The sequence below is a fragment of the Paeniglutamicibacter sp. NPDC012692 genome (assembly GCF_042901625.1).
Lineage (GTDB): Bacteria > Actinomycetota > Actinomycetes > Actinomycetales > Micrococcaceae > Paeniglutamicibacter.
Map to the genome: position 1 here is coordinate 840,712 of NZ_JBIBDE010000002.1, position 24,511 is coordinate 865,222.

26 protein-coding genes are annotated in these 24,511 nt (G+C 66.9%); 20 read left to right on the forward strand and 6 right to left on the reverse strand.

Annotated elements, in window-relative coordinates:
- Positions 1-132 precede the first annotated feature (132 nt).
- Together ACFY5D_RS11970 and pheA are read left to right on the forward strand one after the other, a co-directional pair.
- On the forward strand, positions 133-459 hold the full coding sequence (locus tag ACFY5D_RS11970) for a rhodanese-like domain-containing protein (RefSeq protein ID WP_387529666.1): 327 nt from the start codon (positions 133-135) through the stop codon (positions 457-459).
- Positions 456-1,385, forward strand: a complete 930-nt coding sequence (gene pheA / locus ACFY5D_RS11975) for a prephenate dehydratase (RefSeq protein WP_387529669.1) — start codon at positions 456-458, stop codon at positions 1,383-1,385. The genes ACFY5D_RS11970 and pheA overlap by 4 nt, the downstream gene beginning before the upstream one ends.
- Here the strand turns inward: pheA and ACFY5D_RS11980 are convergent.
- Positions 1,382-2,425: a diacylglycerol/lipid kinase family protein gene (locus tag ACFY5D_RS11980; RefSeq protein ID WP_387529672.1), complete on the reverse strand. Its 1,044-nt coding sequence runs from the start codon at positions 2,423-2,425 to the stop codon at positions 1,382-1,384. The two genes, pheA and ACFY5D_RS11980, sit on opposite strands and share 4 nt — an antisense overlap.
- Before the next feature lie 38 nt (positions 2,426-2,463).
- Here ACFY5D_RS11980 and serS point away from each other — a divergent pair, with 38 nt between their 5' ends.
- The 3 genes from serS (at position 2,464) to ACFY5D_RS11995 (ending at position 5,417) form a co-directional block, all read left to right on the forward strand.
- Complete coding sequence (serS, locus tag ACFY5D_RS11985) at positions 2,464-3,750, forward strand: serine--tRNA ligase (RefSeq protein WP_387529675.1); 1,287 nt, start codon at positions 2,464-2,466, stop codon at positions 3,748-3,750.
- 200 nt (positions 3,751-3,950) lie between these two features.
- The gene (locus ACFY5D_RS11990) at positions 3,951-4,802 is read left to right on the forward strand and encodes an HAD family hydrolase (RefSeq protein WP_387529678.1); all 852 of its coding nucleotides are present in this window, start codon (positions 3,951-3,953) and stop codon (positions 4,800-4,802) included.
- A 183-nt stretch (positions 4,803-4,985) separates the two neighbouring features.
- A complete protein-coding gene (locus tag ACFY5D_RS11995) occupies positions 4,986-5,417 on the forward strand; it encodes a hypothetical protein (RefSeq protein WP_387529681.1) in 432 nt (143 codons plus the stop codon).
- A gap of 25 nt (positions 5,418-5,442) precedes the next feature.
- Here ACFY5D_RS11995 and ACFY5D_RS12000 read toward each other — a convergent pair whose 3' ends face one another.
- From ACFY5D_RS12000 to ACFY5D_RS12010, 3 genes are all read right to left on the reverse strand, one after another.
- Complete coding sequence (locus tag ACFY5D_RS12000; protein WP_387529684.1) at positions 5,443-5,859, reverse strand: DUF1761 domain-containing protein; 417 nt, start codon at positions 5,857-5,859, stop codon at positions 5,443-5,445.
- Positions 5,860-5,989: 130 nt separating this feature from the next.
- On the reverse strand, positions 5,990-6,604 hold the full coding sequence (locus ACFY5D_RS12005; protein ID WP_387529687.1) for a hypothetical protein: 615 nt from the start codon (positions 6,602-6,604) through the stop codon (positions 5,990-5,992).
- 80 nt (positions 6,605-6,684) lie between these two features.
- Entirely contained in the window at positions 6,685-7,374 is a 690-nt protein-coding gene (locus ACFY5D_RS12010) for a YitT family protein (RefSeq protein ID WP_387529690.1), read from the reverse strand.
- A gap of 60 nt (positions 7,375-7,434) precedes the next feature.
- On the opposite strand from ACFY5D_RS12010, the gene ACFY5D_RS12015 reads away from it, so the two are divergent.
- Positions 7,435-8,847 (forward strand): PLP-dependent aminotransferase family protein, encoded by a 1,413-nt coding sequence (locus ACFY5D_RS12015; protein ID WP_387529693.1) that lies wholly within the window; start codon positions 7,435-7,437, stop codon positions 8,845-8,847.
- 124 nt (positions 8,848-8,971) lie between these two features.
- On the opposite strand, the gene ACFY5D_RS12020 is transcribed toward ACFY5D_RS12015, so the two are convergent.
- Complete coding sequence (locus ACFY5D_RS12020; RefSeq protein WP_387529696.1) at positions 8,972-9,457, reverse strand: inorganic diphosphatase; 486 nt, start codon at positions 9,455-9,457, stop codon at positions 8,972-8,974.
- A gap of 133 nt (positions 9,458-9,590) precedes the next feature.
- On the opposite strand from ACFY5D_RS12020, the gene dacB reads away from it, so the two are divergent.
- The 14 genes from dacB (at position 9,591) to panC (ending at position 23,019) form a co-directional block, all read left to right on the forward strand.
- Positions 9,591-11,015 carry a D-alanyl-D-alanine carboxypeptidase/D-alanyl-D-alanine-endopeptidase gene (gene dacB / locus ACFY5D_RS12025; RefSeq protein ID WP_387529699.1) on the forward strand — a complete coding sequence of 475 codons (1,425 nt, stop codon included), beginning with the start codon at positions 9,591-9,593 and terminating at the stop codon, positions 11,013-11,015.
- 82 nt (positions 11,016-11,097) lie between these two features.
- Positions 11,098-12,228 carry a zinc-dependent metalloprotease gene (locus tag ACFY5D_RS12030; RefSeq protein ID WP_387529701.1) on the forward strand — a complete coding sequence of 377 codons (1,131 nt, stop codon included), beginning with the start codon at positions 11,098-11,100 and terminating at the stop codon, positions 12,226-12,228.
- Between the two features lie 8 nt (positions 12,229-12,236).
- Positions 12,237-13,247 carry a tRNA lysidine(34) synthetase TilS gene (tilS, locus tag ACFY5D_RS12035; protein ID WP_387529704.1) on the forward strand — a complete coding sequence of 337 codons (1,011 nt, stop codon included), beginning with the start codon at positions 12,237-12,239 and terminating at the stop codon, positions 13,245-13,247.
- Positions 13,248-13,404: 157 nt separating this feature from the next.
- Positions 13,405-13,956 carry a hypoxanthine phosphoribosyltransferase gene (hpt, locus tag ACFY5D_RS12040; RefSeq protein WP_387529707.1) on the forward strand — a complete coding sequence of 184 codons (552 nt, stop codon included), beginning with the start codon at positions 13,405-13,407 and terminating at the stop codon, positions 13,954-13,956.
- A 229-nt stretch (positions 13,957-14,185) separates the two neighbouring features.
- Complete coding sequence (ftsH, locus tag ACFY5D_RS12045) at positions 14,186-16,141, forward strand: ATP-dependent zinc metalloprotease FtsH (RefSeq protein ID WP_387529710.1); 1,956 nt, start codon at positions 14,186-14,188, stop codon at positions 16,139-16,141.
- Between the two features lie 32 nt (positions 16,142-16,173).
- Entirely contained in the window at positions 16,174-16,785 is a 612-nt protein-coding gene (gene folE, locus ACFY5D_RS12050; protein WP_210001243.1) for a GTP cyclohydrolase I FolE, read from the forward strand.
- 8 nt (positions 16,786-16,793) lie between these two features.
- Positions 16,794-17,711 (forward strand): dihydropteroate synthase, encoded by a 918-nt coding sequence (folP, locus tag ACFY5D_RS12055; RefSeq protein WP_387529714.1) that lies wholly within the window; start codon positions 16,794-16,796, stop codon positions 17,709-17,711.
- An 11-nt stretch (positions 17,712-17,722) separates the two neighbouring features.
- A complete protein-coding gene (gene folB / locus ACFY5D_RS12060) occupies positions 17,723-18,091 on the forward strand; it encodes a dihydroneopterin aldolase (RefSeq protein WP_387529716.1) in 369 nt (122 codons plus the stop codon).
- 5 nt (positions 18,092-18,096) lie between these two features.
- Positions 18,097-18,588: a 2-amino-4-hydroxy-6-hydroxymethyldihydropteridine diphosphokinase gene (folK, locus tag ACFY5D_RS12065; protein WP_387529801.1), complete on the forward strand. Its 492-nt coding sequence runs from the start codon at positions 18,097-18,099 to the stop codon at positions 18,586-18,588.
- A gap of 4 nt (positions 18,589-18,592) precedes the next feature.
- Positions 18,593-19,093, forward strand: coding sequence for a DUF3180 domain-containing protein (locus ACFY5D_RS12070; protein ID WP_387529719.1), 501 nt, complete (start codon positions 18,593-18,595; stop codon positions 19,091-19,093).
- The gene (locus tag ACFY5D_RS12075; protein ID WP_387529722.1) at positions 19,074-19,586 is read left to right on the forward strand and encodes a PH domain-containing protein; all 513 of its coding nucleotides are present in this window, start codon (positions 19,074-19,076) and stop codon (positions 19,584-19,586) included. Before ACFY5D_RS12070 ends, ACFY5D_RS12075 begins: the two co-directional genes overlap by 20 nt.
- Complete coding sequence (locus ACFY5D_RS12080; RefSeq protein ID WP_387529725.1) at positions 19,583-21,115, forward strand: PH domain-containing protein; 1,533 nt, start codon at positions 19,583-19,585, stop codon at positions 21,113-21,115. The genes ACFY5D_RS12075 and ACFY5D_RS12080 overlap by 4 nt, the downstream gene beginning before the upstream one ends.
- Entirely contained in the window at positions 21,115-22,008 is an 894-nt protein-coding gene (locus tag ACFY5D_RS12085; protein WP_387529728.1) for a Rossmann-like and DUF2520 domain-containing protein, read from the forward strand. Before ACFY5D_RS12080 ends, ACFY5D_RS12085 begins: the two co-directional genes overlap by 1 nt.
- A 75-nt stretch (positions 22,009-22,083) precedes the next feature.
- Positions 22,084-23,019 (forward strand): pantoate--beta-alanine ligase, encoded by a 936-nt coding sequence (panC, locus tag ACFY5D_RS12090; protein WP_387529731.1) that lies wholly within the window; start codon positions 22,084-22,086, stop codon positions 23,017-23,019.
- Positions 23,020-23,038: 19 nt separating this feature from the next.
- Here the strand turns inward: panC and ACFY5D_RS12095 are convergent, their stop codons facing one another.
- The gene (locus ACFY5D_RS12095; protein WP_387529734.1) at positions 23,039-24,055 is read right to left on the reverse strand and encodes an NAD(P)H-dependent flavin oxidoreductase; all 1,017 of its coding nucleotides are present in this window, start codon (positions 24,053-24,055) and stop codon (positions 23,039-23,041) included.
- Between the last annotated feature and the right edge of the window lie 456 nt (positions 24,056-24,511).

The following is a 24,511-nucleotide window of genomic DNA, read 5'->3' on the forward strand; positions in this document are numbered from 1 at the left end:
GGCGCGCGCCGCCAGGACGACCATTCCGGACCGGGTGCGGCCGGCTGCCGGGTGCGACGCAAACGGGAACAGGGGACGGGGGAACGATAGGCTGGATTGGAGAAGAAGTATGCACCCTGCGCAAGGAGAAGCATGAGTGATTTTGAAACCGTTTCCGTCAAACAGGTGCCAGCCGGAGCGCTTGTCCTTGACGTCCGCGAGGACTACGAATGGATCGAGGGCCACGCGGCAGGTGCCGTGCATATTCCGCTGGGGGAATTGCCCGCGCGCTTCGAGGAGCTCGACCCGGACACGGACACCTATGTGATTTGCCGGACCGGCGGCCGCTCGGCCCGGGCCACGGCATGGCTGGTGTCCCAGGGCTACTCGGCCCTGTTCGTTGCCGGCGGCATGGGGGACTGGCTTGAGGCCGGCCTGCCGTTGCAGAGCGAGAACGGTCAGGAGCCAACGGTTCGATGATCTACACCTACTTGGGCCCGGCAGGGACCTTCACCGAAGCGGCGCTGCTGCAGGTCCCCGACGCACGCACCTCCGAACGCATCCCTGCGGCGAACGTCAACGCGGCGCTGGACAAGGTCCGTTCGGGCGCCGCCGATGCCGCCATGGTTCCCATCGAAAACTCGGTGGAGGGCGGCGTCTCGACAACCCTCGACGCCATCGCGAGGGGCGACGCGCTGCAGATCGTGGCCGAGGCGCTGGTCCCGATCACCTTCGTGCTGGCGGTGCGCGAAAACATTGATTCGCTGGAGCAGATCCGGACCATTTCAACCCACGGTCACGCCTGGGCCCAGTGCCGCGGCTGGGTCGAATCGAACATTCCGCAAGCGGAATTCATTCCGGCATCCTCGACCGCTGCCGGCGCGATCGCCCTGCTGGACGGCGAATCGAACCACGATGCCGCCATCTGTTCGCCTCTGGTGGCGCAGGAGCGCGGGCTGAAGGTGCTTCGCGAGGAAATCGAGGACTACAAGGGCGCGGTCACCCGCTTCATCCTTGTCACCCGGCCGGGTCCGATCCCGGCGCCGACGGGCATCGACAAGAGCACCGTGATCCTGCCGCTGGCGGAGGACCGGCCCGGCGCGCTGATGGAGATCCTCGAGCAGTTCGTGGTCCGCGGCGTGAACCTCAGCCGCATCGAATCGCGCCCTACCGGCGAGGGCATGGGCCGCTACTTCTTCTCGGTGGACGTGGACGGGCACGTGGCCCAGGCGCGGGTCGCCGATGCGCTCACCGGCCTGCACCGGGTGTGCCCGGACCTGCGCTTCCTCGGCTCGTACCCGGCCGCCGCGGGGCTTTCCTCATCGGTGGACGCGCACAACTCGGACGAGGCCTTCGACCGGGCCCAAAGCTGGGTTGGCGGACTCCGCGCACGGCTGCTTGGCTAGGCCAGGCGGATCTTGAGTGAAGCGGGCTTCACGTCTACGTGGAGCCCGTTCACCAATCCCGTCGCATCCCCGTCGATCTGCGTGTTCATCGGTTCGTGGCAGCGCAGCGACAGGGACGCCGTCGGGTAGAAGCCCATTACGGGAATCGCGCCGCGGGCCTTGAATGCGGTTTTCAGGAAGATCCAGCCCCACCCGGCGGCGCTGCGTGGGCTGAGTACCACCATGTCCAAGACCCCGTCGTCGATCCTCGCCTCGGGGACCAGGTCCAGGCCCTGCAATTTGCCGCAGTTGGCAAAGAGGACCGAACGCACGCTACGTGTTTGCTCACTTCCGCCATCGAGGGCGACCGAGATCTTCTTGCGTTTGCCCGGAAGATGCCGGAATCCCGCCTCCGAATACGCGAGCCAGCCCACCTTGGCCTTGAGATCCTCGTTGGTGTCGTCCATGATGTCAGCGTCGGTGCCGACGCCGGCGATGACAAGGAACGCGTGTTCGCTTTCGGAGCCGTCGATGTGTTCAAGCCTGATGCTGCCGGTGTCGATGGTGCGCAGGGGGCCGCGGACGGCACCGAAGGCCGCCGTGGCAATGTCGTCGAGCGGAACCTCCACGTTCCTGGCCAGCAGGTTGCCCGTGCCCAGTGGAATGAGTCCCAGGCTCGCCTCGGTGTCCCGGAGGACCTCTGCCACGGCACGCACCGTCCCGTCGCCGCCCGCCGCGATGACCACGTCGCATCCGGCGTCCAGCGCCCGGCGTGCGGCCCCTTGTCCGGGGTCGTCGGGTTCGGATTCAAAGACCAGCGGCGCGGCGAGCCCGGCTTCGGCACACACATGTTCAACGGCGGAGACCGCTTGGGCCGTGCCGGACTTGGTCGGATTGATGACCAGCGCAATCTTGCGGGCGGACGTCGTGATGCCTACCTTCGGCGTCAGGACCTGGGGCTTGTTGCGGTCAACGAGCCTACGCACGGAGAGCCAGCTCAGCGTCGAGGCGACGCCCGCGGCGCCAGCCGCAGCGAGGGCAATTAGTCGATTGCGTTGCATAGTGCACTCAGCCTAACCGGGATTGCTAGGCTTAGGTCGTGATCGACGTAAAACTACTCAGTGAAAATCCAGATACCTTCCGTGCCTCGCAGCGTGCCCGTGGGGCGGATGAGTCCCTGATTGATGCGATTTTGGACGCCGACATCCGGCGCCGGGAGTCGATCGCATCCTTTGAGGCGCTCCGAGCCCAGCAGAATGCCTTCAGCAAGAAGGTCGGTGCGGCCAAGGGCGAGGAAAAGCAGGCCCTGCTCGCCGAGGTCAAGGAATTGTCCCAGAACGTCAAGGCGGCCCAAGCCGCCTCCGACGAAGCGACAGCCGCCTACACCGCCCTGCAGCGTTCAATCCCGAACCTCATCCAGGACGGCGTTCCGGCCGGCGGCGAGGACGACTTCACGGTCGTCAAGCACGTGGGCACCCCGCGGGACTTCTCAGCCGACGGCTTCGAACCCCGCGACCACCTCGAGCTGGGCGAGCTGCTCGGCGCCATCGACATGGAACGCGGCGCCAAGGTCTCGGGCTCGCGCTTCTACTTCCTCAAGGGAATCGGCGCACGCCTTGAAATCGCGCTCATGAACATGGCCCTGGACCAGGCGGTGCAGAACGGGTTCATCCCGATGATCACCCCCACCCTGGTTCGCCCGGAGACCATGCAGGGCACCGGCTTCGACGTCGAGCACGACGACGAGATCTACAAGCTCGAGCGCGACGACATGTACCTGGTCGGCACCTCCGAGGTGGCCCTCGCCGGGTACCACGCCAACGAGATCCTAGACCTGAGCGACGGCCCCACCCGCTACGCCGGCTGGTCCTCCTGCTACCGCCGCGAGGCCGGTTCCGCGGGCAAGGACACCCGCGGCATCATCCGCGTGCACCAGTTCAACAAGCTGGAAATGTTCGTCTACTGCTCCCCCGAGGACGCGGCCGCCGAGCACGCCAAGCTGCTGGCCTGGGAAGAGGAAATGCTGGCCAAGGTCGAACTGCCCTACCGTGTCATCGACACCGCGGCCGGCGACCTGGGCATGAGCGCAGCGCGCAAGTTCGACTGCGAAGCCTGGGTCCCGACCCAGGACGCGTACCGCGAACTGACCTCCACCTCCAACTGCACCACCTTCCAGGCACGCCGCCTGAACATCCGCGAACGCGAAATCGGCGCCGACGGCAAGCCTGGCAAGACCCGTTCGGTGGCAACGCTGAACGGCACCCTGGCGACCACGCGCTGGATCGTCGCGATCCTGGAACACCACCAGAACGCCGACGGCACGGTCAACGTGCCGGTTGCACTGCGTCCGTACCTGGGCGGCATGGAAGTCATGCCGCTCGTCTAAGGCCAGCCGCCAGAGGTTTGGTGCCCGCGAGGCGCCGCACCCAGGTCCACGCCTTCGGTTCACGCTCCCCGCGGGGCGAGCCCGAAGGCACCGTCCGGGAGTGCGGCGCCTTGTGCTTTTAACCGCGGATTCATGAGGATTTCATCCAGGATGTGCGCCAGCTCATGACGAAAATTCGCTTTTGATGCTTCACTGGATAAATGACAGTGATGACAAGAACCGGCATCGAAGACCGGTCAGAAGCAACCCAAAAGTACATGATCTGCCTTGACGTGGACGGCACCCTGGTGAACCACGACGGGGCGATGAGCCGGGCCGTGAAGGATTCCGCCCGCGCCATCGTTGCGGCCGGACACGAGGTGGTCATTTCGACGGGGCGTTCCCTCGGGGCGACCCTGCCGGTGATCCGCATGCTCGGCATCGAGAACGGCTACGCGGTGTGCTGCAACGGCGGCGTGACCGTGCGCCTCGATGCAGGCCTGGAGGAGGGCTACGAGGTCGTCGAGCGCAAGACCTTCGACCCCGCCCCCGCATTGCACGCCCTGCGCGAATCCCTGCCCACGGCCAAGTATGCGCTGGAGGACGATCAGGGCAGGTTCCTCTCCACCGAACGCTTCCAGGATGCCAGCTTCGGCGTCGTGGCAAACCCCGTGACCCTGGACGAAATGCTCGAGGCGACCGCGGTGCGCCTGGTTGTCTTCTCGACCGACGCCACCGCCGAGGAATTCGGCGAGGCGGTCAGCGTGATGGGGCTTGCCGGCGTCACCTATTCGGTGGGCTGGACGGCATGGCTGGACATCGCCGCCGAGGGCGTCACCAAGGCCAGCGGGCTCGAGGTCCTTCGCGAGAGGCTCCGCTACGACATCGAACAGACCGTCGCCGTGGGCGATGGACGCAACGACATCGAGATGCTCACATGGGCCAGCCGAGGGGTGGCCATGGGCCAGGCTCCCGACGAGGTCAAGGAATCGGCCGACGAAGTCACCGACGGCGTGGACCAGGACGGGCTGGCAACGGTCCTCTGGGGCCTGCTGGAGAACGCCGAGTCCTAGGACGGAAGGAAGGCCAGCCACCGAGCACATGCCGGCGGCTGGCCTTCCTGTTTGCCCGCGGGTGCCGGGCCGGTATTTAATCCATTCGAAAGCCTATTGGTCGGGCTTGTGGCAAGAGCGCGAATAGTGAGTGCTGACCAGTCGAAACGGGCGGGGCGTGTTTCTCTGGCTATGCTTAAACCCATGAAACGCGCCGGAGTCCTCGCCCTGTCCCTGCTGAGCGCCGGGGCATTGCTGACCGGTTGCGCATCCCCGGACAGCGTCTGCAACACGGGGGAAGCGAGCGCCACCGCAGCCATGGACCACCTGATTGAATCGACGCTTGCCGGCGATCAGATCGAGGTTTGCCGGGTCACCACCATCGGAGGCACCGACACCGTGGGGGCGCAGTTCGGGCGCCTGGCCGCCGAGCTGGGGGACCTCGGCGTGGACGCCGGATACACCGTGGAGCCCGTCCAGGATTCGACCCTCGGCGGATGGTCGCAGCTGGTGCTGACCACCCCGAGCCATCCCGAGGGCAAGCCGTTCGACGTCTTCGAGCGCGGCGGAAAATACACGATCGGGTGGCTTGAATTCGTCCAGACGCCGTTGCCGAGCCAGAGCCCGGCCAAGTAGCGCACCGCCGTCGCGGTGCGGCGGGCTAGATGCCGAAGAGCCCGATGATCAGGGCCATGACCAGGAACGTCACAAGTTCGTGGACGCAGTTCAGGACGGTCAACCCGACGGGGCGCCCCTCAAAGGCGTCGTGGGTGATGAACCGCGCGGCGGTGAAGCCGCCCCAGAGGATCAGCGCGGTCAGCATCGCGTTGGCGAGGAATGATCCGCCGTAGAACTGGAACGACAGGTACGTCGCCCCGGCCAGGACCCAGGCGCTGATGAAGCTCACCACCAGGGTGATCAGGATCGGGACAACCGCACTCTTCGTGGCGCCGGGGGTCACCTTGGCCACGCGCATCCAGTAGTTCCCGAAGACCTTCGGGGTGTACCAAATCGAGCCAACCACCATGGTGGAAATGGTGGCAACAACCACTGCGAGCCAATTGATGTCGGGGACCATTGTGCGCTCCTGATGCAATGACCGGGAGCCGCGGGAATCACTTGGCCCTCTGGTCTATCTTGATTTCGATAAGACGATCCTACGTCCGAAAATCACAGGTCAACAACGGAGAAAGCGGAATTGCGCCGGGCTAGATCCCCGGAACCGCTCCGGGGGCATCGATCCATTTCAGGAGCCGTGCCGCGGCGGGCCGCGCCGCCCACTCCTCGACCCAAGCAGATCGCACAACCGCCTTGGAAACGGCCTGCGCGCTGATGCCGAGTTCGGCCGCAACGTGCTTTTGCTGGCCGCGCACACCGGGGGTCAGCAGGTCCAGCACCGCCCACTCGGCACTGCTGCGCGTGGCAACGATTTGGCCCAGCAGGCGCAACACCGCCTCGGCCTCTCCGGCCAGCTGCATGTCCGGGCCCACGACGCTCAGTGGAACGCGGTCGCCCGTGTGCTCCGCCCGGTCAACAGCCGTTTGGGCATGGCCGAGCGCGGACCCCTGGAGGTATTGGGCATCGCGGGGAACGGGTTCATAGAGGCTTCCCACTCCCAGGCCCACCACCCAGTGGCGTTGGCGCAGGGCGTGAAGCACCGCGCTCACCGCGTGTTCGGCGGTCTCGGGGGAGCCCAGGATGAGCGATGGTCCCGAACGCTGGAAGGGCGTGGGTGCCGGAATGTCGGACAGGGCCCGGAGCAATTCGTCGCCAAGGTCCCCGGTTTCACGGCGATCACGTTGTTTTAGGGTCACTACGTACACACCCCCAATTATGCAGGGCTTTGGGAGCGGCCCTTCGAGCCGCGCCCGACCCTGGGGTGGGTGCGGCCCGAAGTCGGCGGCTAGATCCGCGGAGCTTCCGCCTGCACCGGATCGACAGTGGCCTTCTGTGGAAGCCCGACGATGCAGTAGCGCAGGAAGAACTGCGTCACGGGGCCAATGGATACGGCATAGAGAATGGTGCCGAATCCAACGATTCCCCCGAGGAGCCAGCCGATGGCCAGCACCAGGACCTCGACACCGGTGCGCGCCAGGCGAAGGCTTATTCCCGTTCGGGCATGTAGGCCCGTCATCAATCCGTCACGCGGGCCTGGGCCCAATTGGCTGCCGATGTAGAGGCCGCCGCCCAGCCCGTTGACCAGCAGCGCGCCAACGAAAAGGGCGATCTGTGCGGGCAGGCCCTCGGCCTGCGGAATGACGGCGAGGCCGATGTCCGCGGCAATGCCGAGCCACAGGACATTCGCGATGGTTCCCAACCCCGGCATTTGCTTCAGCGGAATCCAGAGCAGCAGCACGATGAAGCCGAAGATGATCACCACGGTTCCCAGGCTCAGTCCGGTGTGCAGCTTGACGCCGTAATGCAGTACGTCCCACGGGGCCAGCCCCAACCCGGCGCGGACGAAACCTGCCATGGCGAGACCGAAGAGCGTGAGCCCGACGAAAAGTTGGATGATGCGGTACGGCAAACGCCCGGCTCGGAGTTGTTCAAGAGGTGCGAGTCGGGCCAGTTCTGGGGTGGAGCGTTTCTTCATGTATCAAGCTTCACCCAAAGTGGCATTGGAAAAAAGTGCCAATTGATGGAAACTGGACCCATGAGTATGACCCAGCGCCAATTGCCGGCGCGCCGCCTCAGCAGCATGCTCGGGGAACGCCACGGCGAGCAACCCGCCTACTCCTGGCTTTCGGAGGGAATCCGCCAGCTTGTCACCAACGGGCGGGTGCTGCACGGAACCATGCTGCCCAGCGAGCGCGAGCTGGTGGGCGCCCTTGGCCTGAGCCGGACCACCGTCACGCGCGCCTACCAGGAACTGCGCGAACGCGGTTTTGCCGAGGCGCGCCAAGGCTCCGGAACGCAGATCACGATTCCCGGCGGCAACGTTGGGGGAGGCTTTGAACCGCTGACCCCCGGTTCCCCGGAACTCGGGGCACCTGGCGGCATCGACCTGACCTGCGGGGCTCCGACCGCTCCGACCGGTCTTGCCGGATACTACGAACGCGCCCTCGACCACCTTCCCGGCTACATCGGAGGCATGGGCTACTACCCGCTGGGGCTGCCCGTGCTGCGCGAGGCAATTGCCGCGGACTACGCCCGCCGCGGGCTGCCCACGAGTCCCGATCAAATCATCGTCACGGCTGGGGCGCTTTCGGGCGTGGCAAGCATTGCCCGTGCCGTCCTTGGGCCCGGGGCCAGGGTGCTAGCCGAAAGCCCCAGCTACCCCAATTCGGTGTCATCGCTGCGCCAGCACGGCGCCAGGTTGACGGCGCTACCCATCGGGCCCGAGGGAAGCGATGTTTCGGGCATCGAAACGGCACTGGAGCGCGGCGGATTCAGCGCCATGCTGTGCCTGCCCGACTTCCACAACCCCACGGGCACGCTTCTTGGCGACGAGGGCAGGGAACGCTGGGCCCGGGCCCTCGACAGGTCCGGGGTGCACGGCATCGTCGATGAAACCAACGCAGAACTGTGGCTGGATGCCAGGCCCGACGTGTCGCCCATGGCCAAGTACTCGAACAACCTCATCACCGTGGGAAGCGCCAGCAAAACCTACTGGGGAGGGCTGCGGCTTGGCTGGATCAGGGCGCCCCACGCCCTGGTCGGCGCCATCCACCAGGGCCGGGCGACCATGGACCTCGGGGCCCCGGTCCTGGAACAAATCGTGCTCAGCCTGCTCATCACCGAACGCGCCGGGGTCGACGATTCGACACGCACCAGGCTGCGCGAAAACCGCGACTGGCTGCATGCGGGTCTTGCCGAACTGGTGCCCGAATGGAAAATCCGGAAACCGCCCGGCGGCATGTCGCTGTGGTGCAACCTGCCGGCCCCGCGCTCCATGGCGCTTGCGGCGCAGGCCAAGAAATCCGGGTTGGCCCTGACTCCCGGCTCGGTCTTCGCCGTCAACGACCACGGGTTGGACCGCTGGCTGCGCGTGCCGTACGCGTTGGATCGCTCGGAACTCGAGGTGGCCATGCCGCTGCTGGCCGACGCATGGAAGGCCGTCGCCTAGCGCCGGCTCACCGCGAATGCCGTCGGCGAGCCTCGGCTTAAAGACAAATCGGGGGTTGGTTTCCGCCCGCGTGTGCGGACGGAAAACAACCCCCGATCAATGGCAGCAGGCTGCCGGAAAATCCTTAGGCCTGGGCCTTGAAACGCTCGATCGAACGCTCGAGCTCGGCTTCGGCTTCGGCGCGGCCCAGCCAACCCTCTGCCTTGACCCACTTGCCCGGCTCCAGGTCCTTGTAACGGGTGAAGAAGTGCTCGATTTCCTTGACGAGCCACTCGTCGAGGTCCTCGAACTCCTGGATGTGGTCGAAGCGCTTGTCGGCAGGAACGCACACGAGCTTGGCATCTCCGCCGCCGTCGTCGGTCATGTTGAACACGGCGATCGGGCGGGATTCAACGACAACGCCCGGGTACAGGTCGACGCCCGGGATGAAGACCAGGGCGTCCAGCGGATCGCCGTCTTCGCCCAGGGTGTCATCGAAGAAACCGTAGTGGGTCGGGTACTGCATGGAGGTGAACAGCACGCGATCCAGACGCAGGCGGTGGGTCTCGTGGTCGATCTCGTACTTCACGCGGGATCCGGCAGGGATCTCGATGGTGACGTCGTGGCTCATAAAAAGTCTCCTCGACTCTCGTGACCAGGGGCACGTGCGGACGCGGGCGCATCCGATTGCCGTCTAGTCTTATGGGTGCTGCGCTTAAGGGTATATGGCGCACACGGACTACGACGATTTCGGGGATTTTGTAATGAAGCGCGCACGCCCGCGGTGGGGCACCTGGCTACTGGTGCTGGCAATAGGTGTTGCCCTCGGGCTGGCGGCATTGTTCCTGGTCCCCGTCGTGGCAGGCACGGGCACGCCCAAGGCCGTCGAACCGGCGGCGGTCCCGCCCGTGGTTTCCCAGGCACGCCCCACGGCGCTGCCACCGCTTGACCCGGGGGCGCCGCAACCGGAAACCGGCGTGCTGGGGGCCGGACTGGACAAGATCCTCTCCTCCGTCGAACCGGACAGCACCGTTTCAGGCAGCGTCATCGACATCGCAACGGGCGCGGAGGTTTATTCACGTTCCGGCGCCCAGGCGGGCATCCCGGCCTCGAGCCTGAAGGTCCTCACCGCCATCGCGGCAACCGACGTGCTGGGCGAGGACCACCGTTTCACCACCAAGGTGCTGCTGAAGGACCCGCAGACCCTGGTGCTGGTCGGCGGGGGAGACGTCCTGCTTGGCTCCGGCAAGGACTCGACCGCGGTCAGTGGCCGCGCCGGGTTGGAAACCCTTGCCGCGCAGGCCGCCAAGGAAATCCTCAAGGAGCAGGCAGCCGGCCGGCTGGGGCCGGACCTGTCACTTGAACTCGACGATTCGCTCTTCACTGGCCCGGGCTTGAACCCGGCATGGGACAACTCCCTGGTGACCACCAACAACATTTCAGTCGTTGCACCCCTGGCGCTGTACGGGGCCCGTGCCGACGCCGGTCCCAAGGCCCCCCGGGTCAAGGACCCGGCGATGGCCGCCGCAACCTCCTTCGCGAAATCGCTGCGCACGGCACTGGGCAACGGTGCCGACGCCCCGCGCCTGGCCGCGGACATCGCCCGCGGCCAGGCCGGGGAAGGCGCCACCGAATTGGCAAGCGTTGCCTCGGCGCCGCTGGGCGAACAGATCCGGTTCATGCTCGAGGTCTCCGACAACTACGTTGCCGAAACGCTGGGCCGGCTCACCGCCATCGCGCAGGGATCCCCCGGGGACTACCAGCACGGCGCACAAGCGGTGAAGGAAAAGATCGCCGAGCTCGGCATCCACTCCGAGGCCCTGGAACTCATCGACACCTCGGGGCTGGCCGACGGCAACAGGGTCTCCCCGCAGACCCTGGCCGACGCACTGAAATTCGCCGCCACCTCCAACCACGCCTCGTTGCGCGACCTCAGCTACCAATTGCCCCTCGCCGGCGCCACGGGAACGCTGGGCGCCAGGCTGAACGCCGCAAACACGCGCGGCATCGTCCGGGCCAAGACCGGTTCGCTGGTCGATGTCTCGAGCCTCACCGGCATCACGGTCACCAAGGACGGCCGGGCGCTGGCATTCTCCTTCATGGTCCACTCGCACAACGGCGAACTGGCTCCGCACAAGGACACCCTTGATGCCGCCGCAACCTACCTGACCGGATGCGGCTGCCGCTGAACCGAACGCATTGCGCGCACTGCATATTTTGCTTGACGCGCAATCCGCCCCGTCCGCGGCTAATCGTGATGGGATGGGATGCATGGATACCACCGACTTCCGGCTGATCAATTGGGAGCTCGCGGCCAACACCGCGGCAACGCTGGTCGGCGCCGGGCCAAAGCTCAGCGGCGCGGAAATCGCCGAGGTCGTTGCGGACCTGCGACTCAAGGCCGATGCGGCCGTCGACCACGTCCACCGGATCACCGGGCTCGACGCGGCCCGGGACCTGCGCGATTCCCACGTGCTGATCGTGGACCGCCCGGGCTGGGCCCGTGCAAACGTGCAAAGCTTCGAGGCGCTGCTGGATCCGGCCATGAATTCGCTCGCGCAGAGCCGCGGCGCAAAGATCGGCGAAACCACCCAAATCCTTTCCTCCACGGCAACCGGCGTGGAAATGGGAGCCATCCTGGCATTCCTCTCCTCGAAGGTGCTTGGCCAGTACGACCCCTTTGCGGGAATGCTGCGCCGGGACGTTCCTCCGGGCGGCAGGCTGGTCCTGGTGGCCCCGAACATCGTTGCCATCGAACGCGAGTTGAAGGTCGACACCGACGACTTCCGGCTCTGGGTGGCCCTGCACGAACAAACCCACCGCGTGCAGTTCGCGGCAGCCCCCTGGCTGCGCGAGCACCTGCGCGGAAAGATTTCCCAGCTGCTCGAATCGCTGCTGGCCGAACCCGATGCCCTGGGCGAGCGGATCAAGGCGGCCGCGGGCTCCCTGGTCGGCGGCGCCCCGAAAACCGAGGTCCGGGGAGCATCACCGGATGGGGCGGAATCCTCCCTCGGCCTGCTCTCCGCCCTGCAGACCAGCGAACAAAAGGAAATCCTGTCCCACGTCACGGCCGTGATGTCGCTGCTCGAGGGGCACGCAAACGTGGTGATGGACGCCGTGGATTCAAGCATCGTCCCGACCGTCAAGACCATCCGCCAACGCTTCGGCGGGCGCGGCAAGAACCGCGGCCCCGTCGAAAAGTGGATCCGCAAATTGCTGGGCATGGACGCAAAGATGCGCCAGTACGCCGACGGACAACGCTTCGTGACCAAGGCCGTTGCCCTTCTCGGTATGGAAACCTTCAACAAGGTCTGGGAACGTGCGGAAAACCTTCCCACGGAAACCGAACTGCACAACCCCGAGCAATGGGCGGCACGGATCAGCGCCGCCGACGCCGCCTAGGGGCGGCAATGGGAGGAAACCTTCCCCGCGCCCTGGCGACGGCTCGCACGGCCATCCGCGCCGCCACCGAGCCCGGGGACTTTGTCCTGGTCGCCTGCAGCGGCGGCGCCGATTCGCTTGCACTGGCCGCCGCCGCAGCTTTCCTGAACCGGAAGGGCGAATTGCGCGTCGGGGCCGTCGTCGTGGACCACCGGATGCAGGACGGCAGCGATGCCGTGGCTGCCCGGGCGGCGGAGCAATGCCGGGAACTCGGGCTGGAGCCGGTGTTGGTGCTGCCGGTCGACGTGGCGGGGGACAGCGAACAGGCTGCCCGGGCTGCCCGCTATGCGGCCTACGAGCAGGCGCTGGAAACCACCGGAGCCACCCGGATCCTGCTGGGGCACACCCTTGACGACCAGGCCGAACAGGTGCTGCTCGGCCTGGGCCGCGGCTCGGGGACGCTGTCGCTGGCCGGAATGCCTGCGGTGCGCGGCCCGTACCTGCGCCCCCTGCTGGGCCTGGGCCGGGCGGCCATGGAGGAAATCTGCGCCCACGAGTCCCTGGCCTTCTGGACGGACCCGACGAATTCCGACCCGAAATACCTGCGCAACCAGGTCCGGCACCGGCTGATGCCGGTCCTGGGCGAGGTGCTTGGCGCCAGCATCACGGAATCCCTGTCCCGCACGGCAACCCTGGCGCGGCAGGACGCCGAGTACCTGGATTTCCTGGCGGGGAGGGAGCTCGAGGCGGTGCGGACTGCCTCCGGCCCCGGCACCGTGGCGCTGGACCTGCCCGCGCTGCGGGAACTGCCCGACGCCCTGCGCTCGCGGGTGCTGCGGCTGGCCGTCCAGGGGCTCGGCGCGCCGGCCCCGGATTTCGAGCGGGTCGCCGCGTTGCAGGCGCTGGTCTTCAAGTCGAAGTCCCCGGGTCCGGTGCAGCTGGACGGGCACGCGCAGGCCGTCAGGGTTGCGGCCAACCGCACCGGGACGGGGCCGCGGGCTACGCTGAAATTCACCCGGGCGGTGCCCGCGCCGGGCTAGGTGGTGAGAATTGCCTCACATTGGAACGCCTACTGCCGCCAAGTGGCGGCAAGTAAGCCGACGGCGCTCCCCACCGGCCCGTCGACTGTGGCACTCTAGTTCTTGAGTAGAAAACCCTTCGACCGGTCTATTCCCGACCCCAGAACCAGGAGCCCTCGTGGATTCGAAAGACGTCAGCGCCGATCTCGCGCATGTCCTTTACACCAAGGAAGAAATCCAGGCCAAGATCCAAGAGCTTGCAGCTCAGATCGACGCCGACTACGAAGGCCGGGACATCCTGGTTGTAGGCGTCCTCAAGGGGGCGGTCATGGTCATGGCCGACCTCGTCCGTGCACTGCACTCGCACGTCACCATGGACTGGATGGCGGTTTCCTCCTACGGCTCGGGCACCCAGTCCTCCGGCGTCGTCCGCATCCTCAAGGACCTGGACACCGACCTGCTCGGCAAGCACGTGCTGATCGTTGAAGACATCATCGACTCCGGCCTGACCCTTTCCTGGCTGCAGGCGAACCTCGAGTCCCGCGGCCCGGCCTCGGTCGAAATCTGCACCCTCCTGCGCAAGCCGGAAGCCGCAAAGGTCGAGATCGACGTGAAGTACGTCGGCATGGAAATCCCGAACGAATTCGTGGTCGGATACGGCCTGGACTTCGACGAGAAGTACCGCAACCTGGACTTCATCGGCACCCTGGCACCGCACGTTTACGCGTAAAGTCCGGTTCTGCTCGATTTACTGAATACGTAGTGGCCCCTGGCCGTTCCCGCCCGCGCGGGGACGGCCAGGGGTCTTCTTACGCCCAAAGGGGAACTTATCCCGCGGCCCATCCGTAGAATCCCAATAAGGCGTTTACTTATTAACGTGTAGAAGGTAGTGGCGTCGCCCGGGCGCCCGGGCGAACATGCGTCCGAAAGCAGGAGGGATGGGGCGGGACCCCCAATCAATGAACGCGAAAAAGATCTTTAATAGCTGGATCGTATGGGTGCTTCTGGGCGCCGCAGTGCTGCTTATTTTCCTTCCGACGCTCTTGAACGGAAACAACGGCCGCATTGACACGAGCGTCGGCATGCAGCTGCTCAAGGACGACAAGGTCTCCGAGGCGAAGATTTTCGACGGCGAACAGCGCGTGGATCTGACGCTGAAGGAAAACCTGAACGTCGCCGGGGTCGACAAGGGCAAGAACGTCTCGTTCTACTACTCCTCCCCGCGCGGAACCCAGGTTGTCGACGCCGTCAACAACGCAAACCTCACCGGTTACACCGACCAGCCGCTCCAGAACAACTGGTTCCTGTCCATGCTTGGTGTGCTGATCCCCTTCATCCTGATCGCGGGCCTCTTCTGGTTCATCCTCGCCCGCTCCCAGGGCGGCGGCTCCAAGGTCATGCAGTTCGGCAAGTCCCGTGCCAAGCTGATCACCAAGGACATGCCGCAGGTGACGTTCGTCGACGTCGCAGGCGCCGACGAGGCAGTGGAAGAACTCCACGAAATCAAGGAATTCCTCCGCGAACCCGGCAAGTTCCAGGCCGTCGGGGCGAAAATCCCCAAGGGCGTACTGCTCTACGGCCCTCCGGGCACCGGCAAGACCCTGCTGGCCAAGGCCGTTGCGGGCGAAGCGGGCGTCCCGTTCTACTCCATTTCCGGTTCCGACTTCGTTGAGATGTTCGTCGGCGTCGGCGCCTCGCGCGTCCGCGACCTGTTCGAACAGGCCAAGGCGAACTCCCCGGCCATCATCTTCGTCGACGAGATCGACGCCGTGGGACGCCACCGCGGCGCCGGCATCGGCGGCGGCAACGACGAGCGCGAACAGACGCTCAACCAGCTGCTCGTCGAGATGGACGGCTTCGACGCCACCAGCAACGTCATCCTGATCGCGGCCACCAACCGCGCGGACGTGCTTGACCCGGCGCTGCTGCGCCCGGGCCGCTTCGACCGCCAGATCCCGGTGGAGGCACCGGACATGCTCGGCCGCGAGCAGATCCTCAAGGTCCACGCGCAGGGCAAGCCGATGGCGACCAACGTCGATCTCAAGGCCGTGGCGAAGAAGACGCCGGGCTACACCGGCGCCGACCTGGCCAACGTGCTCAACGAGGCCGCGCTGCTCACCGCGCGCTCCAACGCCCAGCTGATCGACGACCGCGCCCTGGACGAGGCCATCGACCGCGTCATGGCCGGCCCGCAGAAGCGCAGCCGCCTGATGAAGGAACACGAACGCAAGATCACCGCGTACCACGAGGGCGGCCACGCCCTGGTCGCGGCCGCCATGCGCCAGACCGCACCGGTCACCAAGGTCACCATCCTGCCGCGCGGCCGCGCCCTGGGTTACACCATGGTGGTCCCGGACGACGACAAGTACTCGGTCACCCGCAACGAGCTGCTGGACCAGATGGCCTACGCCATGGGCGGCCGCGTCGCGGAGGAGATCGTCTTCCACGATCCGTCCACCGGTGCCTCGAACGACATCGAGAAGGCGACATCAACCGCCCGCAAGATGGTCACCGACTACGGCATGTCCGAGCGCGTCGGCGCCGTGAAGCTGGGTTCCTCCTCCGGGGATTCCATGTACGGCCAGCCCGCCAGCCGCGACTACTCCGACGCCATGGCCAACGTGGTCGACGAGGAAGTGCGTTCGCTGATCGACACCGCACACGACGAGGCCTACGCCGCGCTGACCGAGAACCGCCACGTCCTCGACCGCCTGGCCCTGGCCCTGCTGGAGCACGAGACGCTGAACCAGAAGGAGATCGAGGAGATCTTCCACGACCTCGTCAAGCGCCCCGAGCGCGAGGTCTGGTTGAGCAAGGACACCCGTCCGGTGCACACCGAGGGACCGGTGCTCAGCCCCAAGGAAGTCGCCGGACAGCAGCAGGATGCCGCCGTAAGCGAGAAGACCGGGGAATAGCCCCCGAACCGCACTCGGCTATTATCGGGAAGGTGAACGAGATCGATCAGTTAGAAGAAGCCAACGTCGGGAATCCCGGCGCCGTAGATTTGGTGCGCATCGAAAAGGCCGTGCGGGAAATCCTGCACGCCATCGGCGAGGACCCGGATCGCGACGGGCTGAAGGACACCCCCAAGCGGGTGGCCAAGGCCTACTCCGAGTTCTTCTCGGGCCTCCACGAGGACCCGGCGGACCACCTGGGCACCACCTTCGACATCGAGCACGATGAGCTGGTGTTGGTGAAGGACATTCCCTTCTACTCGACCTGCGAGCACCACCTGGTCCCGTTCCACGGAAGCGCGCACATCGGCTACATCCCGGGGCCGGAAGGCAAGGTCACCGGGCTGAGCAAGCTCGCAAGGCTTGTCGAGGTCTTTGCACGCCGCCCGCAGGTGCAGGAACGCCTGACCACCCAGATCGTCGACGCCCTGATGGAACACCTCGAGCCGCGCGGCGCGATCGTCGTCGTCGAATGCGAACACATGTGCATGTCCATGCGCGGGGTCCGCAAGCCCGGCGCCAAAACCGTCACCAGCGCCGTGCGCGGCCAGCTACGCGAGTCGGCGACCCGCGCGGAAGCCATGAGCCTCATCCTCGGAAAGTAGGAGTCACCTTGTCACTTGGAGCGATCCCCGGAACCGGACCGGCCACCAGCCCGTTGCCCGTCATCCGCAAAATCACCGCCCGCACCCTGGCGGACCTGCCCACGGACCGCACCCTGGTCATGGGAATCCTGAACATCACCGAGGATTCGTTCTCCGACGGCGGCAAGTACACCAAGGTCGACGACGCGATCGCCCACGGCCTGCGCATGTACTACGGCGGGGCGGACATCATCGACATCGGGGGCGAATCAACCCGCCCCGGCGCCGAGCCGGTGTCTCCCGCCACCGAACAGGCCCGCATCATCCCGGTGATCGCGGCGCTGGCCAAGGCCGGCGCGATCATCTCGGTCGACACCATGCACACCTCCACCGCACGCGCCGCGCTTGACGCGGGCGCGCACATCATCAACGACGTCTCGGGCCTGACCCACGAGGCGGACATGCCCGCGTTGATCGCCGAGACCGGCGCCCCCTACGTGCTGATGCACCGCCGCGGGGATGCCGCCACGATGACCACCGAGGCAAACTACACCGACGTCGTCGCGGAGGTCATCGAGGAACTCATCGCCCTGCGCGAGACGTTCACCGCCGCCGGCGTCAAGGCCGAACAGCTGATCCTGGATCCGGGACTCGGCTTCGCCAAGGACGCGGAACACAACTGGGAACTGCTGCGTTCCCTGGACCGCTTCAGCGATCTGGGCCACCGCGTCCTGGTGGGCACCAGCCGCAAGCGTTTCCTGGGCTCGCTGCTGACGGTCGACGGCAAGGCTGCCGCCCCGGCCGAGCGCGACGCGGCAACCACGGCGACCACCGCGCTCGCGGCGGCCAACGGGGCCTGGGGCGTGCGCGTGCACGACGTCGCCTCCAACCTCGACGCAGTCAAGGTGGCCCACGCCTGGTCCGCGGCCACCGTCCCGGCACTCTAGGGGGCGGCGGCATGCGCACCGACACCATCACCCTCACCGGCATCACCGCGATCGGGCACCACGGGGTGTTCGAAAGCGAGAAGCGCGACGGCCAGCCGTTCACGCTCGATGTCGTGCTGCACACGGACATCCGCCCCGCCGCGGCCAGCGACGACGTCGCCGACACCGCGCACTACGGGGAACTGGGCGAACTTGTTGTCGCGCAGATCCAGGACGGCCCGTGGGACCTGATCGAAACCCTCGCGGAGAAGACCGCCGCGGCGATCCTCAAGGAATTCGCCGTGGTCTCCGCCGTGGAGGTCGTCGTGCACAAGCCCAAGGCCCCGATCACCGTGCCGTTCACCGATGTGCGCATCCACATCTACCGGGAACGGGAGTGAGCCAGATGGCCTCCTGCATTCTTGCCCTCGGCTCCAACCTGGGTGAACGTGCCGGAACGCTTGAGGCGGCCGTCGCCGAAATCGCCGCCACCGACGGGATCGAGCTGGTGTCCGTCTCCGGGACCGCCGTGACCAAGCCGGTGGGCGGCCCCGCCGGGCAACCCGATTTCCTGAACCTGGTGATGCGCGTCGAAACGAGCCTTGCTCCGCTGGATCTCCTGGCGGCCTGCCAGGCGGTCGAGCAGACCCACCTGCGCACCCGCGAGGTCCGCTGGGGCCCGCGCACCCTGGACGTCGACGTGATCACCTACGGGGAAACCAGCAGCGACGACCCGGTGCTGACCCTGCCGCACCCGCGCGCCGCGGAACGCGGATTCGTGCTGGTGCCGTGGCTGTGGATGGAACCCGACGCGATGCTTGCCGGGACGCCGGTTTCCGCCCTGGCGGCGGCGGCCGCGGACTCCGCCGACGTGACCCGTTACGGGGATGGGGCCTAGGACCATGAACTCACTGCGTCCACTGTGGGTGGTGACGGTCCTGGCCGTGGCGACGGCGACCGGCTACATCATGCAGTCCATCGCCGCCTCCAACGGCTATGCGGCCCCGGTGCTGCACTGGACCTCGCTGCTGACCATGGGTGCCGCCACCGTGCTGACCCTGGTCATGGGCATCCGCGTCAAGCGGTACACCGGCGGCAAGGCCAAGACGCCGATCAACCCCATCGCCGCGGCCCGCACCCTGGTGCTGGCCCAGTCCTGCACCTACGCGGGCAGCGCGATCGCCGGCTGGCACGTCGGCATCCTGGTCGGGCTGCTGGGCGCTTCGGGCACGGGCAGCAACGCGGTGAAATCATCCTTGGTGATGATCGGCGGGGCGCTGGTCATGGCTATCGTTGGATGGGTTGTGGAACAGTTCTGCAAACTTCCCCCGGAGGAGCCCTCCAGCCCGGAGGGTCGCGCCCAGGGCAAGGACGAGGAAGGCTATGCCGCAGGAACCAATTGACCCGGCCGGGATCCAGTGGATGCGGGTTTCGCCGCAGTACGCGAAGGTCCGCATGGTCGGCTGGGGCATCTCCGTGCTGATCACCCTCGCGGTGCTCTGCGTCCCCCTGGTCCTGCATCTGGCCGGCCTGTGGCCGGGCTACCCGCTGTGGCTGGGCATCGCCCTGCCGGCCGTCGTGCTGGCCGCCGAACTCGTCCGGCTGGCCGTGATCCCGCGCCAGGTGGCCGCCATCGGGTACGCGGAACGCGACGACGACCTGCTGGTCCGCCACGGCCTGATGTTCCAGAAGGTCCTGGTGGTTCCCTACGGCCGCATGCAGTTCGTCGACGTGGCCGTCGGCCCGATCGACCGGATGCTGGGGCTGTGCAAGGTCAAGCTGCACACCGCGGCCGCCGACGCGACGGCCGAGATCCCCGGGCTTCCGATGGCCGAGGGCACCCGGCTGCGTGAACAGCTTGCCGCGCGCGGCGAATCGCGATTGGCCGGTCTGTGAGCGTTCCGGCAGCCGAACCCGCGGCCCCCCGCACGGAGCCGTGGCAGCGGGTCCACCCGGTCTCCCCGCTGGTGCGGGGCTGGCTTGCGGTGGTTGCCGTGGCCTTCGTCTACGGGCAAAACACGCTCTCGTCGTTCTTCGGCGAGGAGGAGGCCTACCCCGGCGAGGAGTTCATCGACGGCGGATCCCTGCTGGTGCCCGTCCTGATCGGCTCGGGCATCCTGGTCCTGATCCTGCTGGGCTTCCTGGGTTCCTGGTGGTTCACCAAGTACCAGGTCACCGACCGGCACGTGAACGTGAACTCCGGCATGGTCTTCCGCCAGCAGCGCCAGGCCCGCATCGACCGGGTGCAGTCGATCGACATCGCCCAGCCGCTGGTGGCCCGCATCTTCGGGCTCGCCGAGCTCCGCTTCGACGTCGCCGACTCGGGTTCCGCGGCGATGAGCCTGGCCTTCATCCGGCTTTCCGAGGCGCAGCAGCTGCGCAACACCATCCTGGCGCGCGCGGCGGGGCTGAAGGCCGCCGAGTCCACGCAGCCGTTCCGCACCCCTGAACCGGGCGAAACGGCCGGCCGTGGAGTCGAGGCCGATCCGGGCACCGGCGCGCCGGCACCGGCATCCGCCGCGTCATCCGCCCCGGTGCCGGCCGCCAGCGAGTACGTCGTGGCGACCGTTCCGACGGGACGGCTGGTCGGCTCGCTGCTGCTGCGGCCCGTCACCATGGTCGTGGTGCTGGGCCTCGCCGGCCTGGCCATCGGCATGTCGAGCATCGAGGGCTTCGCCCCCTTCTACCTGATCCCGGCGTTCCTGGGCCTGGGCGGGGCCCTGTGGAACCACATCAACACCGGATACAACTTCAAGGCGGCAACAAGCGCCGACGGGCTGCGGCTGAGCTACGGGTTGCTCGACACCCGCCACCAGACCGTGCCGCCCGGACGCGTGCAGGCCATCAAGGTCAGCGCGCCGTTCTTCTGGCGCCGCTTCGGCTGGTACAAGGTCTCCGTGAACGTGGCGGGCATCGGCGGCGCAGGCGCCGAGGACTCCGCGGAACGCTCGGTGCTGCTTCCCGTGGGAACCTACGAGGACGTGCTGGCGGTGCTTTCGGTCGTGCTTCCCGATCCCGGCACCCCCGCCGCCCGCGAATTCTTCGCCGAGGCCATCAACGGCAGCGGCGAGGGCCACGGCTTCATCGTTTCCCCGCGCCGGGTGCGCCCGCTGTCCCCGCTGGCCCACCGCCGGCAGGGCTACGCCGTCACCGACACCGCGCTGGTGGCCCGCGGCGGCGCGCTCCACCGCACCACGGCCATCGTCCCGCACGAACGCACCCAGGGCATCCGCCTGCACCAGGGGCCCCTGGCCAGGCGCTTCGGCGTGGCCGAGCTTCGGCTGGCGACGATCGCCGGCCCGGTGGTCCCCGTGGTGCGCCAGATGGACCTCGACGAGGCGCGCGCCCTCTTCCTGGCCCAGTCCGACCGCGCGGCCATCGCGCGCAAGAAAAAAGACACGAACCACTGGTTGGAGGAAGCCTGATGAAGGCATCACGTCCCGGGCGCCTGGGCGTCGGAATCATCGGCGCGGGCAAGGTCGGCGCAGTGCTCGGCGCGGCCCTGCGTGCCGCCGAACACCAGATCGTCGGGGTGCACGCGGTGTCCGACGCCTCGAAGGAGCGCGCCGAAATGCTGCTCCCGGGTGTCCCCGTGCTGGAGATCCCGGAGATCCTGCGGCGCGCGGAACTGGTGCTGCTGGCCGTCCCCGACGACGCGCTGGCCGACCTGGTGTCGGGGCTGGCCGCGGCCGGACACTGGCAGGTCGGGCAGCTGGTGGTGCACACCGCCGGGCGCTATGGCACCAAGGTGCTGGCCCCGGCCAGCCGGGCCGGGGCCATCGCCCTGGCGATCCACCCGGCCATGACCTTCACCGGCATGAGCATGGACCTGGAGCGGCTCAACGACTGTGCCTTCGGGGTCACGGCCCCGAACATGGTGCTGCCCATCGCCCAGGCGCTCGTGGTGGAGATGGGCGGCGAACCCGTGGCCATCGCCGAGGAAGACCGCGTGATCTACCACGCGGCGCTGGCGCACGCCTCGAACCACCTGGTGACCATCGCCGGACAGGCCGCGGGGCTGCTGTCCGGCATCGGCGTCGAGCACCCCGAACGGGTGCTTTCATCGCTGATGCGCGCCTCCCTGGAGAACGCCCTGGCCTCCGGCGAGGGCGCGTTGACCGGCCCGATCGCTCGCGGGGACGTGCAAACGGTCGCCGAGCACAAGGCGGCGCTTGAATCCGCCGAGGTCGCCCGGGACACCCGCGAGGGCTACCTGGCCATGAGCCGGGCCACCGCGCTGCGCGCCCACGCCCGCGGACTGATCGGCCCGGACAAGCTCGAGGCGGTCCTCGCCGCCATCGACGGCGCCGGGCACTGACCCGCCGCACGCCGACCCGCCGCAACCAAACGTAGCAACCGGGCTCCGCCGCCGGCGCGGCGATAAACTGGGCCGGTGAGCAACGATGCTGTTAAGCGCAACCAAGAACCGCTGGTGGTCCGTACGGCCCGGGAACTTTCGGCCGCCATCTCCGACCGCCTGGTGCGGGCGGCTTCCGTAGGCGGCACGGCCACCCTGGGCCTGGTGCCGACCATGGGCGCCCTGCATTCGGGGCACGAATCGCTGGTGGCAACGGCACGCGCGCAGAACGACGTGCTGGTGGTCAGCGTCTTCGTCAACGAGCTCCAGTTCAACGACGCCGCGGACTTCGAACGCTACCCGCGCACCCTGGACGCAGACGTCCGGATCCTGGCCCGCGCCGGGGCCGACATCGTGTTCGCGCCGGAGGCCGCCGAGGTCTACCCGGACGGCCGTCCGCTGGTGAAGCTGGACTCCGGCGCGCTGGGCGCCAAGTTCGAGGGCGCCTCGCGCCCCGGGCACTTCGACGGCATGCTTGCGGTCGTGGCCAAGCTGCTGCACCTGGCCATGCCCCCGGCAAGCTGCCCCGTTCCCGTGAAGTACAGCGCCTACTTCGGGCAGAAGGACGCCCAGCAGCTGGTGCTGATCAACCGGATGGTCAAGGACCTGAATTACCCGGTCGAGATCTGCTCGGTACCGATCATCCGCTCCGCGCAGGGTCTGGCGCTCTCCAGCCGCAACCAATTCCTCACCCCCGAACAGGCCGAGGCCGCGCTCGTCATTTTCCGGGCGATGAACATGGTCAAGGTCCGCGCCGATCGGCACGAGCCGCTCTTCCTGGACGATGCCGTCGCGCTCTTCGAGGCGGAGCCACTCGTCGAGCTCGACTACTTTGAACTCGTCGACCCCAACACCCTGCAGGAACTCGCCTTCAACTGCAGGGAAACCCCCTTCACCGGCGAGGGGCTGCTGCTCGTGGCGGCGAAGGTCGGCCAGGTCCGCCTGATCGACAACACCCCGCTGGGTTACTAGCCCTATGTAAGGCGTCTCCCTAACGGGAGTCCCAACGCCCGGCCGCCCGGTTGAGCAGCTCGCGGAATCCGGCAAGGTCCGCCACGATCCGGGCGGCGCTCTGCCCGGTCGTCGACAAGCCGGCGGACTGACCGGCATACACCGGGGCGGTGCTTACGTCGGCCTTCACGCGCGCTTCATCGACGGCCCTGCTGATGTCACCGCCCTGCCCTACCGCCGCACTGAGCCCTTCGATGTCATCGGCCCAGGCGTCGCTGAAGTCGTTTCGCAGGGCCCGGCCGCCGTACTCGACGGGCCAGGCAATGCGTTGGGCGATATCGAACGCCCTTGTATATACGGTGTCGTCGATGCCCGCGCTGCCGATCGCCTGCTTGATGTTCGGGTGGCTCAGGGACTCCGTGGCCGTGGCGAACCGGGTGCCGATCCATGCGGCCGATGCGCCTGCCCCCAGAACGGCGGCAACACCTGCCTTGGTGGCGATCCCGCCGGCGGCAATGACGGGCTTCTCCGTGCTGGAGAGCGCCAACTGTAATAAGGGGAGTGTCGAAACCTCGTTCCGGCCGTGTCCGCCGCCTTCACTGCCGCGACAGATGACCACATCGATGTCGGATTGAAGGGCACGCTCGAGTTCCGCCGCGTTGCCCACCTGCATTCCGACCCACGCGCCGGCCTCGTGTGCCGCGGCGGCAGCCGGTCCCGGTTCGCCGAAACAGACGCAGATGAACGAAGGTCCATGCGCAAGCACCTGGTGCAGCGGATCGAGCGACTTCTCCAGGACCCACGCCATCAAGCCGGCACCCCATGGGCGGGAGGCCGAAGCGGCAAGCCCGGACTGCTGGTCGATCCATTCCTTGGTGTCGTTTCCTCCGATGCCCAGCATGCCGAACCCTCCGGCCGCGGATACGGCAGCCGCTAGGGCGCCGCCGGCAGCGCCGGCCATCGACGCGTTGAAAATCGGCTCGGTGTACCCAAGGCGTTGTTGCAGCGCGTCGGCTTCCGGTTGTGGTTGGGTGTTTCGCGGGGAAGATGCAGCCATGTATCGAGTCTATGACCGTCGGGGCAGGGCTCCTGTGATGCAGCACTCAAATCTTCAAATCCTGGAATTGAGGGGTAATTTGCGGTCCCAGGGGTCCATGGCCCCGTCTTCTAGGGGTTTTGCTGCGTCATTGCGAGGAGGGTGGTCGTTTGGACTTCCGGGGGAAAGGCGCGTAGAGTTGTTTCTCGCGCCGGACACCGCAGCGTAGCCCGAAAGGGAAACGGGCGGGGAACGGCACGGAGAATTCCGGAGGAACCCTGGATGTCGTTTTGACTTCGGGTGGTCTTCGGACTAAGGTAGTGAAGTTGCTCCAGAGCGAAGCGCCGGCATGAGATAAGCCCGGGTCGTGGAGGTTGGAAGCGTCTGTTGTTTGAGAACTCAATAGTGTGCCAAGTTTGTTGATACCAATTTATTTATTTTATTGGTGAATGGTTTCAGGGTCCGCACCCCCGTGTG

What these genes read in the sequence shown, in the direction of transcription:
- ACFY5D_RS12070 (WP_387529719.1), top strand. Translation starts at nt 18,593, where the DNA reads ATGAACTCACTGCGTCCACTGTGGGTGGTGACGGTCCTGGCCGTGGCG.
- ACFY5D_RS12085 (WP_387529728.1), top strand. Translation starts at nt 21,115, where the DNA reads ATGAAGGCATCACGTCCCGGGCGCCTGGGCGTCGGAATCATCGGCGCG.
- ACFY5D_RS12030 (WP_387529701.1), top strand. Translation starts at nt 11,098, where the DNA reads ATGGATACCACCGACTTCCGGCTGATCAATTGGGAGCTCGCGGCCAAC.
- dacB (WP_387529699.1), top strand. Translation starts at nt 9,591, where the DNA reads ATGAAGCGCGCACGCCCGCGGTGGGGCACCTGGCTACTGGTGCTGGCA.
- ftsH (WP_387529710.1), top strand. Translation starts at nt 14,186, where the DNA reads ATGAACGCGAAAAAGATCTTTAATAGCTGGATCGTATGGGTGCTTCTG.
- ACFY5D_RS12000 (WP_387529684.1), bottom strand. Translation starts at nt 5,859, where the DNA reads ATGGTCCCCGACATCAATTGGCTCGCAGTGGTTGTTGCCACCATTTCC.
- ACFY5D_RS11980 (WP_387529672.1), bottom strand. Translation starts at nt 2,425, where the DNA reads ATGCAACGCAATCGACTAATTGCCCTCGCTGCGGCTGGCGCCGCGGGC.
- folK (WP_387529801.1), top strand. Translation starts at nt 18,097, where the DNA reads ATGGCCTCCTGCATTCTTGCCCTCGGCTCCAACCTGGGTGAACGTGCC.
- ACFY5D_RS11990 (WP_387529678.1), top strand. Translation starts at nt 3,951, where the DNA reads ATGACAGTGATGACAAGAACCGGCATCGAAGACCGGTCAGAAGCAACC.
- ACFY5D_RS12075 (WP_387529722.1), top strand. Translation starts at nt 19,074, where the DNA reads ATGCCGCAGGAACCAATTGACCCGGCCGGGATCCAGTGGATGCGGGTT.
- ACFY5D_RS12015 (WP_387529693.1), top strand. Translation starts at nt 7,435, where the DNA reads ATGAGTATGACCCAGCGCCAATTGCCGGCGCGCCGCCTCAGCAGCATG.
- ACFY5D_RS12095 (WP_387529734.1), bottom strand. Translation starts at nt 24,055, where the DNA reads ATGGCTGCATCTTCCCCGCGAAACACCCAACCACAACCGGAAGCCGAC.
- ACFY5D_RS12020 (WP_387529696.1), bottom strand. Translation starts at nt 9,457, where the DNA reads ATGAGCCACGACGTCACCATCGAGATCCCTGCCGGATCCCGCGTGAAG.
- ACFY5D_RS11995 (WP_387529681.1), top strand. Translation starts at nt 4,986, where the DNA reads ATGAAACGCGCCGGAGTCCTCGCCCTGTCCCTGCTGAGCGCCGGGGCA.
- tilS (WP_387529704.1), top strand. Translation starts at nt 12,237, where the DNA reads ATGGGAGGAAACCTTCCCCGCGCCCTGGCGACGGCTCGCACGGCCATC.
- ACFY5D_RS12010 (WP_387529690.1), bottom strand. Translation starts at nt 7,374, where the DNA reads ATGAAGAAACGCTCCACCCCAGAACTGGCCCGACTCGCACCTCTTGAA.
- ACFY5D_RS11970 (WP_387529666.1), top strand. Translation starts at nt 133, where the DNA reads ATGAGTGATTTTGAAACCGTTTCCGTCAAACAGGTGCCAGCCGGAGCG.
- folB (WP_387529716.1), top strand. Translation starts at nt 17,723, where the DNA reads ATGCGCACCGACACCATCACCCTCACCGGCATCACCGCGATCGGGCAC.
- pheA (WP_387529669.1), top strand. Translation starts at nt 456, where the DNA reads ATGATCTACACCTACTTGGGCCCGGCAGGGACCTTCACCGAAGCGGCG.